The sequence below is a fragment of the Nostoc sp. MS1 genome (assembly GCF_019976755.1).
Lineage (GTDB): Bacteria > Cyanobacteriota > Cyanobacteriia > Cyanobacteriales > Nostocaceae > Trichormus.
In genome coordinates this window covers 2501875-2518090 of the sequence record NZ_AP023441.1, presented here as the reverse complement: position 1 = coordinate 2518090, position 16216 = coordinate 2501875, and the positions used below count along the sequence as shown (strand labels likewise).

Sequence of the window (16216 nt, the reverse complement as noted above, 5' to 3'; positions counted from 1 at the left end):
AAATTATAACCTATGCCATTTGACATACTGATAAATTTTACAAAATCTAAATCTATGTATTTTTCAGCATGAGTGACATAAAAAGCGATCAGCTATGCTGGGCGGAACGCGATCGCTCAAAATTACCCAGTGTTAAAACCAAGCAAAGTATTAGGTTTACAATTAAATAAAAATCTGAGCCTGTTGGCTGAAAACACCGGAGGTTTTGATGGTTCAGTCGCTACTAACTCCTATTACTGTTGATAAGTTTCTGGACTGGTATCCAGAAAACTCACAGCAACGCTATGAACTACATAACGGAGTAATTGTTAAAATGCCCCCACCAACAGGTGATCATGAGTTAGTTATTGCATTTTTAGTTAAGCAAATTTTGCTAGAGTGCGCCCGACTGGGACAGCCTTATGACATTCCCAAAACAGGATTTGTACAGTCAACGGAAGGTGAATATGCCTTTTTGCCTGATGTAATGCTGTTGAATCGTTCTAATTTAGCTAACGAACCATTGTGGAGAAATAAATCAACTGTTTCTCAAGCCTCATCAATCCCATTGGTAATAGAGGTTGTCAGTACAAACTGGCGAGATGATTATTTTACTAAACTTGGTCAGTATGAAGCTATTGGCATCCCAGAATACTGGATTGTCGATTATGCGGCTTTGGGTGGGAGAAAATTTATTGGTAATCCTAAACAACCAACTATCTCGATTTATTCCTTAGTTGAGGGGGAATATCAAGTTAAGCAATTCCAAAATGGCGATCGCATCAAATCATCAACTTTCCCAGAGTTAAATCTAACTGCTGAACAAATTTTTCAAGCTGCAATTGCTTATTAAAAGTTTGTAGTGAGGACTTTAGTCCTCTCTGCAAGACGCTCCGCGAACTAAAAAACCTAAAGTCTTGACTACGAACTAAAAAAATACCCCGGTATTTCTACCAGGGTTTAATTTAGCTAAAAAGTTGATAACTGATAACTGATTTAGCTAACGCTTGCCAAGAGTAACTCTTTGCTTTCTGAGGAGCGGATGTATACTTGACCATCATCGTTAACATCAACAGTGGCTACATCTCCCTCACCGATTTGCCCACCTAGCATCGCTTCTGCTAAGGAATCTTCTAACAGGCGCATAATTGCACGACGTAATGGTCTAGCGCCGTAGCTGGGGTTATAACCTTCTGTGACTACCAGTTCCTTGAAGGCTTCGGTAACTTCTAAGGTAATTCCCTTCTCGGTCAAGCGGCTGGCGACATCGCGTAACATGATATCGGCGATTTGCTTGACTTCATCCTTAGATAGTTGAGTGAAGACGATAACTTCATCGAGTCGGTTGAGGAACTCAGGACGGAAGTAATTCTTCAGTTCTTCGTTAACTAAGTTACGGATGCGGTTGTAACTAGCTTCGGCTTGATTGTCAAATTCAAAGCCTAAACCACCGCCACCTTTTTCAATTACCTTAGAACCAATGTTAGAGGTAAGGATAATCAAGGTGTTCTTGAAGTCTACCTTCCGACCTTTAGCATCGGTGAGGTGTCCGTCATCCAGAATTTGCAGCAGCATATTGAATACATCGGGGTGCGCTTTTTCGATTTCGTCGAACAGCAACACTGTGTATGGTTTGCGGCGCACGGCTTCGGTGAGTTGTCCGCCTTCGTCGTAGCCTACGTAACCTGGAGGTGAACCGATCAATTTAGATACGGTGTGGCTCTCCATGTATTCAGACATATCTAGCCGAATCATCGCTTCTTCTGCACCGAAGAAGTAAGCCGCCAATGCTTTGGCTAGTTCTGTTTTACCTACGCCAGTGGGGCCGGAGAAGATAAAGCTGGCAATAGGACGGTTAGGACTCTTTAACCCAACTCTGGCGCGACGGATGGCGCGAGAAACAGAGGTAACTGCTTGCTCTTGACCAATTAACCGTTCGTGGAGAGTGTCTTCTAGGTGGAGAAGTAACTCTGATTCTGATTCTGTTAGCTTGTTGACGGGAACGCCAGTCCAAGAGGCGACGATTTGCGCGATGTCTTCTTCGTCTACCACGGGTTTAGGAGTTTGTCCTGTAGTGGCTGCTTGTAGTTCACCTTCCAGGGCAATTTCCTGGTCACGCAGTTTCCCTGCTTTGTCAAAGTCTTGGACTCTAACGGCTTCGTTTTTGGATTTGGTAACTTCCGCTAATTGGCGCTTGAGTTCCTTGTTGGTGGAGATTTGCGAGTTCCGCAGACGTACACGAGAACCTGCTTCATCAATCAAGTCGATCGCCTTATCGGGAAGGAAGCGATCGCTAATATATCTATCAGCTAATTCGGCTGCTGCTACTACCGCCGCATCAGAAATTTCTACTTTATGATGCTGCTCGTAGGCTCCCCGCAAACCATAGAGAATTTCGATGGTTTCTGTGACTGATGGTTCGCCTACCATAATTGGTTGGAAACGCCGTTCTAAGGCTGCATCCCGTTCAATATGTTGACGATATTCATCTAATGTGGTAGCACCGATGCACTGTAACTCACCTCTGGCTAAAGCTGGTTTGAGGATATTGGCTGCATCTAAACCGCCTTCTGTACCACCTGCACCTACTAAGGTGTGGATTTCATCGATTACCAGGATGATGTTACCCGCATTGCGGACTTCATCAATAATTTTCTTGATGCGTTCTTCAAAGTCTCCCCGGAAGCGGGTTCCCGCAACCAGTGAACCCATATCGAGGCTGATAACTTGTTTATCTTGCAAAATGTCAGGGACATCTTGGTTAAGGATGCGTTGGGCTAAACCTTCGGCGATCGCAGTTTTACCAACCCCTGGTTCACCAATTAACACGGGGTTATTCTTGGTGCGACGACCGAGAATTTGCACAGCACGTTCAATTTCTTTTTCCCGACCGACTACGGGGTCGAGTTTACCTTCTTTAGCTAATTTGCTAAGATTTCTGCCAAACTCTTCTGTCGTTGGTGCTTGGTTCCGTCTGGGACTACTACCGCCAGCGCCCACTACTACAGTCGGGTCTTCACCTAAGCGACGAATGACAGCAGAGCGGACACTCTTGAGGTCAACGCCGAGATTTTGCAGAACTTTAGCGGCGACACCTTCGCCAGCTTCTGTTAAACCTAAGAGTAAATGTTCTGTGTTGATGTAGTTATTTCCGAGATTATGAGCTTCTCTAAACGACTGCTCGAAGAGGCTTTTAACCTTTGGGGTAAAGGGAATTTCTGGCGGTACGAAGCCAGAACCTCTACCAATAATTTTTTCTACCTCGCGTCGAGCGTCTTTGAGAGTGACACCCAACTCAGTCAGCACTTTGGCAGCAACCCCAGTTCCTTCTCCCATCAAACCCAGGAGAATCTGTTCTGTTCCTACGAAGTTGTGTCCCAGGCGACGTGCTTCCTCCTGAGCGAGCATAATGACTTTGATGGCTTCGGAAGTGAAGTGTTCAAACATAGCGGGTTCTTGCTCCCTTGCTGCTTGGACTTTGGGCGACTTAATAAATCCACCCTGTGAATAAAGTTTTTTGTACTTTCTTAAAGACAATGTATCTTTGTCTGATATTGAGCGACAGTGGTGAGAGCCGTATTGGCTCAGGTGTAGTTGCCGTCATGATTAATTATGGCGCGTTGGCAAGACCCTGGACTCTAGACTCTGACTGAATTTACACTCTATCTAAAGGAATGAACTATGGCTGAGAAAAACGGCTCTAAAGACCAACAACACCCACTTTACAACCGCGATCGCCCCCTCATAAATAATATTCTACAAACTCAAGCCCCTTCAGACCAGGATTTAGCCGAATTAGCTCGGTTAAGAATCCGCTATCAAGGCTTCCCAGGCGCGAGAGATATACAACAGGACTTAGATAAAGTTTTGCAACAATGGGGGTTAACCGAACCGGAATTATTCGAGAAAACCCGACAAATACATCAGGTAGGGGGGATTTATAAGAGTCGGGGGAAACGGGAGGAGCAGGATTGGAATTAGTTAGTGTAATTCGTAATTTTTAAGGCTACGGTGTACACACAAGTCTAAAAGTAGTTGATAAATCTTGTTTTACCCCTCCCTAACCCTCCCCTTGGAAAGGGGAGGGAATTGAATTTCTAGTTTCCCCCCTTTACAAGGGGGGATTAAGGGGGGTAATTCGACTTTTGTCTACACGGTAGCTTAAAAAGAGGGGAAATTAAATCAAAGTCTCCCTTTTTAAGGGGGATTTAGGGGGATCTAAAACGTTTTGCTACCAAGCATAAGAGTTTTTAAGCATCCTTTTAGGAGAATCAAAGACTCGCTCACGAGTATTAAACACTCACGCGCCAGTATCAAAGACTCGCTCACGAGTATTAAACACTCACGCGCCAGTATCAAAGACTCGCTCACGAGTATCAAAAACTCATTCACGAGTATCAAACACTCACGCTCCAGTATCAAAGACTCGCTCACGAGTATCAAACACTCACACGCCAGTATCAAAGACTCGCTCACGAGTATCAAAGACTCGCTCACCAGTATTAAACACTCACGCGCCAGTATCAAAGACTCGCTCACGAGTATCAAAGACTCATTCACCAGTATTAATACTGTGTTGCCGTCAAAGATAGTTACTTGGATTAGAGTAGGAAGTAGGGCAAAGAATCACAAATTACGAATTACGAATTAAATTTCTGACTCGCTCTACTATTTGCCTCACTGCCTCAGCATCAGGTGATTGGATACGCTGTAATATCTCCAAGGCTGGCTGTAAATAATCTAGTGCTTGATTGTAATTTCCCTGCTGTTCTGCCATGCCTCCTAACCACCACAAAGTCATAGCCTTGCCTTGGACATTGCCGATTTGTTCCTTGAGAGCCAGGGATTGGTGAAAAAGGGCGATCGCTTCTTCTATTTCTCCCCTATCGGCTTTGAGTATTCCCAATTGGTGCAACGTCGTTGCCTTGCCTTGGACATCGCCGATTTGTTCATCCAGAGCCAGGGATTGTTGATATAGGGCGATCGCTGCTTCTATTTCTCCGACGTTGGCTTTGAATGCTCCCAAACATTGCAACATCCCCGCCTGACTTTGGACATCGCCGATTTGTTCGCTGAGGGCAAGAGACTGTTCACAAATGGCGATCGCTTCTTCTATTTTTCCTGTATTAGCTTTGAGCATTAACAAATATTTCAACGTTACCACCTGGGCTTGGATATCACCGATTTGTTTACTTAGAGCAAGGGATTGTTCATATAAGGCGATTGCTTCTTCTATTTTTCCTGTATTAGCTTTGAGCATTCCCAAGTTTTGCAACGTCACCGTCTGGCTTTGGACATTGCCGATTTGTTCATAGAGAGCAAGAGACTGTTCACAAAGGGCAATCGCTTCTTCTATTTTTCCTGTATTAGCTTTGAGCATTGCCAAGTTGTTTAACGTTGTCGCTTTGCCTTGAACATCTCCGATTTGTTCATTTAAAGCAAGGGCTTGTTCAAGAAGGGCGATCGCTAGGTTGATTTCTCCACAAGCCTCTTTGAGATATCCTAAGTTGATCAACGTCGTTGCCTGACCTTGGACATACCCGATTTGTTCATTTAAAGCAAGGGATTGTTCAAAAAGGGTAAGTGCTGCGTTTATTTCTCCGCTATTGACTTTGAGAAGCCCCAGTTGGTTCAAAGTTACCGCCTGACCTTGAATATTGCCAATTTGTTTTGAGAAGAAAAAGGATTGTTCATATAAAGCGATCGCTTCTTCTATTTCTCCCCTCTTAGCTTTGAGATATCCCAAGTTGTTCAGTGTTGCCGCCTGACCTTGAACATCGCCAATTTGTTCTGTAAGGGCAAGGGATTGTTGATATAGGGCGATCGCTTCTTCTATTTCTCCTGTATTGGCTTTAAGTATCCCTAATTGGTCTAATGTTGCCGCTTTACCTTGGATATTGCCGAATTGTTCTGTAAGGGCAAGGGATTGTTCATATAAGGCGATCGCTTCTTCTATTTCTCCTGTATTGGCTTTGAGTCTTCCCAAATAGTGCAAAGTTACCGCTTTTTGCATTTTGTCTTCTGGAGGGCAAAGGGCCAGAACTTGTTGATAGTGTTCAAATGCTTGTTCAATTAAACCAAGTTCTTGTTCAGATTTAGCTAATTCATAGAGAACACGATAATTTGCAATAATTTCTAAAGTGCCTTGGGAAACTACAACCGCTTCCCAAAATCGGCTATTCTGATACCATCTAGTTGCTAGAGCTGTAGTAACTTCTACAGCGATGTTGTCTACCTTTCCTCCTAGCGCTAGCCGATGAATTTCTAAGGCTTGTTCTTCAGTTGTGATTTGCGTCTCCTGCCGCCAAAGACGATACAACACCTCAGCAGCTTCTTTATGCAAAGTTTCCCTATCTTCGGGTAACTGCACAGGCAAAATGTGCGGTACTCGTAACGCTTCATCATGACTTACTTCCAACAGCCCCAACGCCACTGCCCGATTAATAGAATCTTCCAAACTGGCAATATTCTTACAAACTGCGGCGAAAGCTTCCCTTGGTACTGGCAACTCAAACACCAAACCCCGCGATAACATCTCCCGCATGGTTTTATCCATCTGTTGCAGCAACGCCTCAGCTAAAACCTGTTCTCGCAACTCCACCGGGTCTGCTGCTAACCGATTTAAAATTGCTGCTTGGTCAACTGTTGTATTTTGCAGAATCTTATCCAACCATTCCAGCAAGCGGGGATTTCCATCTGCTAAGTTTTGCGCCTGGGATTTTAACGCCTCATCCACCTGTGATTCATCACTAAAAGCTTTGAGGCGATTAAACTTTTTTCGCAAATCTGCCCCATGCAGTGCATCTAATGGTTGCTTGTAGAAATACTGCAACTGGGTAAATGCAAAATCGTAACGGCAAGTAATAATGATGCGGTGGGAAGTGTAATTTTCTCTAATTGTCCAAACTAAAGCTTTTAACACCTCTACTGCTTCCGGTTGCAGCACATAGCTATCATTACGAGGTTCTAAATTCCACTCAAAATCATCCAGCACTAATAAAAACGGCTTTGCTTCTTCATGCAACTGCTGGAAAACTCGCCGCAGCCGAAACTTCAATTCTTCATCGTAATTTTGTAAGCTTTTGCGTTGTTCGTTGTCATCCAACTTTTCACTCAAACGACTCACTAAACTACCTTCATCAATTCTCCCCACCCAGACCACACGCTCAAAATTCGGCAGTCTGTCGCACAGCCTAGCCGCTAAACTACTTTTACCTAAACCCCCCATCCCATAAATTAACAACCCAACTTCATCACTTGCTTGTGTCAGCACCCGCAAACAATTTTGCAACTGACGGCGACGACCAACAAAACTCTCCCGCGTCGGGACTTTGACTTTACCAGCCGGGTCTAAAAACTCGGTAGCAACAGAAAGCGGTGGTGCTGGTTTCCGTCCACGAGTCCGCAAGGGTGTAACTAAAGCACTGGGTAACTCCCCTGCTGCATACAGCCGCAATAAATGCCAATCCCGCGCTTTATTCTTAATTAATGTTTGGTAGGTACTAGCAACCGCCTCGGTGATTTGCTTCCCGGCTGACAATTCCCCGTATAATGTAGCGGCGGCTTCTGTAGCATCCGTTTCTAAAACGGCTTGACCCCAACCCAACACCGCTTTTGCACCAGCTTTCAATAATTCTTCCGCCATTGAAGGGACAGAACCAGCCTTTCCTGCTTGTCCTGTGTGACAACCAGAGAGAAAAATCAGCTTCGGTAGTCGGAATTGTAACTCTTGGGAGATATCTTCCGCACTGGCATACTCAGCTTCACCTGTAGGCGTTTCTGTAATAAACCGGGGTTGTCCATCTTGCAAGGTAGCATGACCAGTCAGGTGTAATACATCAAAATAATCTTTGTCGTAACTCTTAACTAAATTACCCAACTCCGACAAACACCCGCTTTCTTCCACTGTCAAAGTTAAAGGTTGTCGCGCCGTCGCTGCAAGAATCTGCGCTTCCTCACCTTCAAAATCCAGCACAGGTGACACATTCAACGGCGAAGTAGCCATAAACAAGACTTGCAAAGCGCGGTTTTCCGGTTCCCCCCCGTCAATAGTCAACTTTCTCACGCTGCTATCCGCCACCCACCGCACAGGAACCACCCCACGCTGCACCAAAAAACCTACGCCATCGTGCAGCACTTCCCAAGGTAGATGTGCTAGTTTTTCAGTTGCGGAAATTGCTAATACAATCCCCTCTCGCCGATATTTGTCTAGTAGGGGTTGTAAGTTGCGATCGCTCCCATCCAACCACTGATACAACCGCCGCCCTGTTACTGTATAATCCTCTGCAAAAGCCGAAACATAGTAATCTCGCTCGGCTAACTTAATCAAGTCAGCGATTTCTGACAACGAGAGCCTTCGGGGCTGATACTCATTAGGATTATCAATAAAGTAGCGTAACTCTACGTAATTCTCAGCAACTAGCTTGAGGTCGATGTGAAGCGAGCGCACGTTCTAAGTCCTAAAACTCAGTAATCCAATCAACTATAACACTCACAACTCACTAAGCTCACGTAAGTTATTACCCCCCCTTAATCCTCACTTGGAAAGTGGGGAAATCAAGAAATTAAGTTCCCTCCCCTTTGCAAGGGGAGGGTTAGGGAGGGGTAAAAAAATTCACTCTTCTAAAATTTGGCTAATTTCTTCTATGGTTGCATCTTCCAAAAGGATGCGTCTACCATTACGCCCGACAATCAATACCTTTTCAATCCGTTTTCCAGACTGATTCGCTTTATACTCCTGATACCACTTGCGGATTTGTTCAGCAATAGCAATTGTTCCCCCCACAATGCCGATAATAGTAGCCACAGTCGCCACTACAGTCTCTTTTTTCGGCGCTTCTGCACTCACCTCATAATTACCCGATATCCCAGGTATTGCTAACAACGCCTCTGTAGCTGCGATCGCATCCTCACCCTCAATAGCCAAACGAATATCCGCCATAAACTTATCCGCAAGTATATTTAAGCAGCTACATTGTATAGTACGGGACAGGTTAGCTTGTGTTTTAGTGTATCTAGCGATCGCTACATATATCCATTAATTATTTTCCCTCATCTCCACTCACCCTGCATCGTAAAAGCCGCCCAATAATACGGTGCAGCATATTTCTGATTACGCCAGATTTCTAACTGCGCGGCTCGTAAGGCGGCGGCGGGTTTTAATCCCTCTTTGAGCATTTTTTTGTAAAATCCAGCCATTAATTCTGAGGTAGCTTGGTCATCTACACTCCATAGACTTACCACAACTCGCGGACTTCCTGCATACATAAATCCTCTAGTTAATCCAATCACACCTTCTCCTCTAATTTCTTCCCCTAGCCCAGTTTGACAGGCGCTGAGTACCACTAACTCTGCTTGGAGGTTGAGGTTGAAAATATCATGCAGGCGCAAGAAACCATTTTGCGGTGTTCCTTGATTATCAAATAGGGATAAGACAACACCCGATAGTTCTGGATTCTGGCTGTTGAGAATGCCATGAGTAGCAAAATGTATAATTTGGTACTGACTTAACTCTTTACTTGTAGCAGTAGTGCGGCTGGCGTTAAAGTCGAAGGCTTGCTTACCTTTGTTAGCTGGTACAAGGGAGAGAATTTGCGCTGCTTCTGTGCGGGTGAAAAGTAGGCGCTCAAAATTAATATCTGAGTTGGTAGCGGCTCTGGTTAGAGCGATGGTATCTGTCGCGGGTAGATTTGATGGTTTAATTTTCCCTTGTAAACGTTCATCATCTCGGCTAAAAACTGGATCTGCGAACACCGCTAACACTTGAGATGCGGGTTGACGTTGCTTATTATCCTGTCTGAGAAGTGCGATCGTAGATGCTGAAGGTAAATGAATGATTTCGTGGTTCGTCAGTAATGGTTGATAATTGCTACTTCCTGGCGTATTCAAGGCTGCAAATGGCACATACTGCAAAGCACCATCACTAACAAATACCAAGCGTTTGTTTCCTAATTGCTGGGCTACAGGTGCAAGTATGATTTGTGACAAAGTTGCTATAGCAGGACTTTCTGTCAGATATGGGGTGGTAATATCTCGCCGCAACTTTTGTACAACGGCTGCTATTTCTGCACGTTTGGGCAATTCGTAGCTGATAATACTTTTATTAGTAACTGCCCAAAGATAACTCCGCTTTTCTCCGAGCGAGTATTCTAAAAGTAGAGTGTTATCGTCTAAAACTTGCTGCTGAATTTGTGCCAATGACAGGGGTTGAGGTTGAGTTAAAGCTGCATAGCGTGGGCTAGTTGTGCGAATTTTGGTTTGGAGTTGATTGTATTGTTCGAGAAGTTCGGCAATTTCCTTGTCTAAAGCCTGAAGTTGTGTTTCGTCATACTTACTAGCCAATAATTTTATGCGTCGTTGTTCAGTTGCATCTAGTTTTTGCCGCAACTCCTGTTCTTGAGTAAGTAACTTTGGTTCTACGCCTTGGCGAATATCTGCCTTAGCTTCTGTCAGCAAGTCTAGAAGACTGCGGGCGCGGGCGCGTTCGCTGGTTTCCAGTGCTAAAGCGTCATAGCCTTGGGATGGTTTTTGCTTGTGCAGTTGCATTAGCAAATCGATGTAGAACTGATAATAATCCTGCACTGTGGCAAAATAGGCTGTGCGGAGTTCTTGAGAGTCAACTTTAGTACGCAGCTTTTCTACTATGCTGATGACTGTTTTCATCTGAGTTAAGGCTGCATCCAGATTTCCTTGATTGGCATGAACTGTAGCAATATGATAAAGAGTTAAAGCTTCTCCTCCCCTATTGCCTACTTGTTGATATAAAGGTAAAGATTTTTGGAAATTATTTAACGCTTTTGGCTGTTCTCCCAAACTGATGTAAATTCTGCCAATGTTGTTGAGGGTAGCTGCTAACCCTAATTTATTTCCTACAGCCTCAAATAAGGGTAAAGACTGGTTAAAGTAATCCAGTGCTTTTTGTTTTTCTGCTAAATCTAAGTAAACAGCACCAATGTTATTTAGACTATTAGCTTCCCCTAATTTGTCTCCTATTTGTTTTCTGAGAGATAGGGATTTCTGGTAATAATTAAGGGCTTTTTGCTGTTCTCGCCCATACAAGTAAACTGAGGCAATGTTATTTAATGTAACTGCTTCTCCTGCTTTGTCTCCCTTTTGTTGATATAAGGGTAGGGACTGGTTAAAATAATCCAACGCTTTTTGCTGTGCGCCTAAATCTAAGTAGATTTTGCCAATGTTATTGAGGGTACGAGCTTCACCTACTTTGTCTCCTACCTGTCGTCTGAGTAAGAGGGACTGATGGAAATAATCTAGTGCTTTTTGCGATTCTTCTAAATCTATGTAAACTGAACCAATATTATTTAGGCTTCGGGCTTCCCTTGTCTTATCTCCCATTTGGCGATTAAGTGACAAGGCTTGATGGAAAAAATCTAGAGCTTTTTGCAATTCTCCCAAATCTGAGTAGACAGCACCAATGTTACTCAAGGTAATAGTTTCCCCAGTTTTATCTCCTAACTGTCGTCTGAGGTTCAAGGTTTGGTTTAAATAACTCAGCGATTTTTGCAGTTCCCCTAAGTCTGAGTAGATTTTACCAATATGACCAAGGGTAAGGGATTGTGATGAGCGATCGCCTAGATTACGATAAAGAGAAAGAGCTTGTTCAAATTTTATCAGTGCTTGTTGTTGAGATGCGGCTGTTCCTTCCTCATATAATTCTTTCGCCTGCTGATATATTTGATCTGCTTTAGCTTGAGTGGGATTTGCTACAGTCGCTTGTCCTGTATATTGAGTATATTGTTCAGCACGGACAACACTGGACTCCGAAAATAATACAATGCTGGCAACCAATGGAAGAAATAGCCATTGTCTCAAGTTAGCCATCTGCCGCATATTTTATTTCCTCTCCACTCGCAGTTCGCAACATCTATTTGAGAATCTCTAAAGTTTAGGATTCCCACTAGAATGCAAAAACTGCTGTTTTGAGATTGGGATTAGTTGACCTAGATCATATTTCACCAAGCATAAAACTTACCAGATATATCAGAACAAGCAACTTTTCAACCTGTACCCATCCCCTGTTCCCTAATATATCTATCTTTTGATGTATTGAAATAAAGAAACCAGTTGCTTGTGACGTTTGTGTGCTTTTAACCACTCTTCACAAGTTTCTGTGACAAGTCGTCTCTCTTCTTGTGTCCAAAATTCCTCTGATTCCCCAGAGGCTAAAATTTTTGCCACTTTTGCAGCTTTTTCAAATTTCACACCGTACTTCACTAACTGGGTGTGAAATAATCTCTCCTTTTCTTCCTGTGATATGAAAAAGTTGCCTTTCATGAGCGGTAGGGCTTTAAAGAACTAATTTTGTACTATTTGGTTAGAGAATCAATTTATAATTATTATTTTGCTCATTGTTAAGTTTTTTTAACTTCTATCAAAGGATATATGAGTAGATATGCTTAATATTTTCTTTAGAATTAGGGATATGAGAGAGATAATAATTCATTGCTTCCTCTTTTCCCTGATCAGCCAGGTGATACACCTTCCTCGAAAGGACGAATAATGGGGGGTGCTGGTGTCACTTCTGGTTGAAAGATACCCTGTAAAGCTTGTTCCAAAGTCTGAGCCATGACGATGCGGTTTTCGTAAGCTACGACTACCCGCACCAATGTTGGTAAGCTATTTTGCGTTGCCTCTAAATAAATTGGCTCAACGTATAACAGAGATTGTTCGATAGGAATTACTAACAAATTTCCTTGAATTGCTCTAGAACCCTGACGATTCCATAAAGAAATTTGTTGAGAAATTACAGGATCTTGGTTAATACGTGCTTCAATTTGCTCTGTCCCGTATACAAGGCGTTCTTTAGGAAAGTTATACAGTAACAACTTACCGTAATTCTGCCCATCTGATCGCGCTGCTAACCAAGCAATTAAGTTCGTCCGTTGTTTGGGGGTGTAGGGTAGTAATAAGAGAAATTCCTCTCTACGAGAGGCTTCGCCAACAAAGGGAACGGTGGGTAGGCTGGTAATCAAATAATAAGGTTCTACTGGACGGGGTTTATCACCATAAATTTCGTTAGGAATTTGCCACTGGTCTTCTCGGTTGTAAAATACTTGGGTGTCGGTCATATGGTAAGTTGATAACCGCTCAGATTGAATTGAGAAGTAATCTAGAGGATAACGGATATGACTGCGTAGAGAAACTGGCATATCACTCAGTAGTCGGAACATCTGAGGAAATATATTCGACCAAGTGGCAATGATAGGATCTGACCTATCCGCAATGTAAAATTTTACGCTACCGTTATAAGCATCAATAACTACTTTGACAGAGTTACGAATGTAATTAATCCCGTCACTATTTGGATCTGAGTAAGGATAGCGATCGCTTGTGGTATAACCATCAATAATCCAATACAAATAATTATTGCCAGGAAATGCTGAACCAGCTTCAGCCGCAACTAAATAAGGGTCACTATCAAATTTGATAAAAGGTGCGATCGCCCTAATCCTATGCTTAATATTACGGCGAAATAATACCTTTGTCTGTGGTAAAAAATCCCGTGTAAACAACATCTGCCAATCTTTTAAATACATGGCAAATAGTCCCCGCCGCCAACCATTACCAATAGTTACACCACCCAAACCATCATAGCTATTGTAAGTATTATCACTGCCGCTTGGGTAGTCTAATTCTCTCACACTTGTACCAGTCATGACATAGCTATTAGTAATTTCACCGTAATAAATCCGGGGTTGACCAATGGGAATGCTGTTACGAACTTCTTCATTGGAAGTAGTCAGCGCACCTTGATTATTTCCCGCAATATCTTTGACAAAATATTCCGGTAGTCCACCTGCACCAACAGTATTCACTGGACTCATGGTAAAGCCATAGCCGTGGGTATAAATTAAATGTTGGTTTATCCAGGTTTGCGCCTGTTGTGGAACTGCACTGTAATCTAGTTCTCTGGCTGCAATTAATACCTGTCGCCGTTCTTTTTGTTCGTTTGCTGTGTCTCCTGCTAATGGCTGAGGAGGGGAAGCTGGTCTACTTGCTGATGTTTCTGTGTTTAGAGTGTAGCGGTCAATATCTGCGTCAGGAAAGCGATAGTAAGGGCGAAATTGTTGTAGCTGGCGATTAGTGTCTAATAATGGTCGTTGATCCCACAACCTAATGTTGCGAATTGTTAAATCATTGGCTCGGATATCAGCAGTGGTTAAATTACCTTGGGGATTAAAGGTTTTAGCATCAATTGTTTCTAAATCAAATGCTTGCCTAGTTAAGTTAATTGTATGTTGAATATAGGGTTGTTCTCGTTGTAATTCGTTGGGCTGAACAATTAAATACTGGACTACTGTAGGTAAGACATAGCCAACAGCAACGACCAGCGACAAATAAATGCTTAATCCGTAAAATGCAAATTGACGATGCTGAGACTTAGACCGCCAAAAAATCGTCCGCCACAATAAGTAGAAAGCGATCGCCAATCCAAGACCACACAAAAGGTTATAGGCTGGTAACTGTACAGTCACATCTGTATAACTAGCGCCATAACTCACCCCACGGGGAGAATAAACCAATTCATAACGACTCAGCCAATAACTAAAAGCCACCATCAACATTAATAAGCCACTTATACCTAAGAGATGACGTTGCTGTTGGGGTGAAAAACCAGGAAATATGCCTTGGCTGAGACTATCTGCGGAGAGGAGATATGTAAGAGTAACAGCAATAAACCCATACAACAACATTCCCATCAGCCAAAGTTCTAGTAATTCCCAAAATGGCAGGGAAAATATATAAAAGCTGATATCTTTTCCAAATAGAGGATCGTTATTATTGAAGGGGGTAGGGGAAAAATAAGCTAAAACCTTTGCCCAGTTGTAAAACAAAATTGTCCCAAACACCACACTCAGGATAATGGCGATCGCTCTTAAGGCAAATTGTGAGTAAATTAGAATAGCGATCGCTACACTAACAATTAAACTTATATATAAAACTTGAGCAGTAAGCTGTATGCCAAGTTCCCAGATAGTTTCTAAGCGGAATGGGGTAATTATAGGTAAATTATTCTTATTAAATGCTGGATACCAGTAGGAAAGAGCGATTTTGCCGTAGTGAACTAGGATTAACCCTGCTAACAAACTTAAAGTTACAGTTAGGGGTAATAGCGATCGTAATCGAAAAGGTCGCATTCGTCCATCAGTTACCGGAGCCGCATTCATCCTAGAATATGAGGGACTAAGATAGTTTTTTAGTCCCTCACTCAAAGCTGCTTCTTCTTGCCTAACTTCCGCAATCTTCAAAGACTGGGGATACTTCAGCCGTTGCGCCAAAGCTAAATTTCCCCACAGGTAAGCAGCAGTGACACCCGCAGCGACTACCCATAAAAATCCACGACTAAACAGCCGCAGGAGAAATACTTGCAGATAGCCAACTTCTTGAAACCAGAGGATTTCCGCACCCAAGCGCGAACTTAAATCCAAGAACAACCAAAGTCCTACAAAGACTATTAACAGTCGAAAGCACCATTTCCAAGACATTCTTTGGCAGCCAAATTAATTACTCTTTCCTTAGTTCCTTACCTATTATGAATTTATCTAGTAATTATTTTGCTGGATTAAGTCAATCTTTAGCTTATACTTGCTAGACATAAGGCAGGGGTGAGCAATTAATAACTACTAACCACTGACCACTGACAACTGACCATCTACCATGCTAAGTAGCGTTGACCGTTTATTATTTGTGCGGCGAGTCCCAATTTTTAAAGAATTGCGGGATGATTTTATTGTGCGGCTGACCTCGGTGATGCACGAATTGCAATTCCCCGCTAATCATACGATTTTTAGACAGGGGGAAGAGGGGCGATCGCTATATATTATTGTTTCTGGTAGAGTCAGAGTACATATTGGCGATAAACAACTAGCTGAAGTAGACCAAGGTAAATACTTTGGCGAAATGGCAGTATTTGATACACAGCCGCGTTCCGCTTCTGTGACCACTGTAGAACCTTGTGAATTTTTGGAACTAACACAAGAGCAACTATATGATGCGATCGAAGAAACACCTGAAATCGCCGTCAACATTATTCGGGAACTATCTCGCCTAATTCGCCACCTCAACGATAACGTAAATATGTCTACATCAAGCTCTAGATGAAATAGCTTTTTTACTAGCAAAAAAAGACACCACAAAGCTTAAGCTTTTGTGGTTAGTCTGAAAGATTACATTATATTTCTAACACCAATTCGTCGAATTTATAGACTCTTTCCGAAAT

Annotated in this window: 9 protein-coding genes; 3 read left to right on the top strand and 6 right to left on the bottom strand. The window is 42.9% G+C overall.

Annotated features, from left to right (window positions below):
- The first annotated feature begins 208 nt into the window (after positions 1-208).
- Positions 209-832 carry a Uma2 family endonuclease gene (locus NSMS1_RS10895; RefSeq protein WP_224093118.1) on the top strand — a complete coding sequence of 208 codons (624 nt, stop codon included), beginning with the start codon at positions 209-211 and terminating at the stop codon, positions 830-832.
- A gap of 143 nt (positions 833-975) precedes the next feature.
- Here the strand turns inward: NSMS1_RS10895 and NSMS1_RS10890 are convergent, their stop codons facing one another.
- Positions 976-3426: an ATP-dependent Clp protease ATP-binding subunit gene (locus NSMS1_RS10890; protein ID WP_224095196.1), complete on the bottom strand. Its 2451-nt coding sequence runs from the start codon at positions 3424-3426 to the stop codon at positions 976-978.
- 234 nt (positions 3427-3660) lie between these two features.
- Between NSMS1_RS10890 and NSMS1_RS10885 the strand changes: the two genes are divergently transcribed.
- Positions 3661-3960: a DUF3288 family protein gene (locus tag NSMS1_RS10885; protein WP_224093117.1), complete on the top strand. Its 300-nt coding sequence runs from the start codon at positions 3661-3663 to the stop codon at positions 3958-3960.
- Positions 3961-4612: 652 nt separating this feature from the next.
- On the opposite strand, the gene NSMS1_RS10880 is transcribed toward NSMS1_RS10885, so the two are convergent.
- The 5 genes from NSMS1_RS10880 to NSMS1_RS10860 all read right to left on the bottom strand — a co-directional run bounded on the left by NSMS1_RS10880 (position 4613) and on the right by NSMS1_RS10860 (position 15482).
- Entirely contained in the window at positions 4613-8428 is a 3816-nt protein-coding gene (locus NSMS1_RS10880) for a tetratricopeptide repeat protein (protein WP_224093116.1), read from the bottom strand.
- A gap of 165 nt (positions 8429-8593) precedes the next feature.
- Positions 8594-8920 (bottom strand): hypothetical protein, encoded by a 327-nt coding sequence (locus NSMS1_RS10875; RefSeq protein WP_224093115.1) that lies wholly within the window; start codon positions 8918-8920, stop codon positions 8594-8596.
- A 110-nt stretch (positions 8921-9030) separates the two neighbouring features.
- Positions 9031-11826, bottom strand: a complete 2796-nt coding sequence (locus tag NSMS1_RS10870; RefSeq protein WP_224093114.1) for a CHAT domain-containing tetratricopeptide repeat protein — start codon at positions 11824-11826, stop codon at positions 9031-9033.
- Between the two features lie 201 nt (positions 11827-12027).
- The gene (locus tag NSMS1_RS10865; RefSeq protein WP_224093111.1) at positions 12028-12270 is read right to left on the bottom strand and encodes a hypothetical protein; all 243 of its coding nucleotides are present in this window, start codon (positions 12268-12270) and stop codon (positions 12028-12030) included.
- Positions 12271-12458: 188 nt separating this feature from the next.
- Complete coding sequence (locus NSMS1_RS10860) at positions 12459-15482, bottom strand: UPF0182 family protein (RefSeq protein WP_224093109.1); 3024 nt, start codon at positions 15480-15482, stop codon at positions 12459-12461.
- Between the two features lie 172 nt (positions 15483-15654).
- Between NSMS1_RS10860 and NSMS1_RS10855 the strand changes: the two genes are divergently transcribed.
- Complete coding sequence (locus tag NSMS1_RS10855) at positions 15655-16098, top strand: cyclic nucleotide-binding domain-containing protein (protein WP_224093107.1); 444 nt, start codon at positions 15655-15657, stop codon at positions 16096-16098.
- Positions 16099-16216: the final 118 nt, after the last annotated feature.

Coding starts and splice junctions, on each gene's coding strand:
- NSMS1_RS10895 (WP_224093118.1), top strand. CDS start 209: ATGGTTCAGTCGCTACTAACTCCTATTACTGTTGATAAGTTTCTGGAC.
- NSMS1_RS10890 (WP_224095196.1), bottom strand. CDS start 3,426: ATGTTTGAACACTTCACTTCCGAAGCCATCAAAGTCATTATGCTCGCT.
- NSMS1_RS10885 (WP_224093117.1), top strand. CDS start 3,661: ATGGCTGAGAAAAACGGCTCTAAAGACCAACAACACCCACTTTACAAC.
- NSMS1_RS10875 (WP_224093115.1), bottom strand. CDS start 8,920: ATGGCGGATATTCGTTTGGCTATTGAGGGTGAGGATGCGATCGCAGCT.
- NSMS1_RS10870 (WP_224093114.1), bottom strand. CDS start 11,826: ATGCGGCAGATGGCTAACTTGAGACAATGGCTATTTCTTCCATTGGTT.
- NSMS1_RS10865 (WP_224093111.1), bottom strand. CDS start 12,270: ATGAAAGGCAACTTTTTCATATCACAGGAAGAAAAGGAGAGATTATTT.
- NSMS1_RS10860 (WP_224093109.1), bottom strand. CDS start 15,482: ATGTCTTGGAAATGGTGCTTTCGACTGTTAATAGTCTTTGTAGGACTT.
- NSMS1_RS10855 (WP_224093107.1), top strand. CDS start 15,655: ATGCTAAGTAGCGTTGACCGTTTATTATTTGTGCGGCGAGTCCCAATT.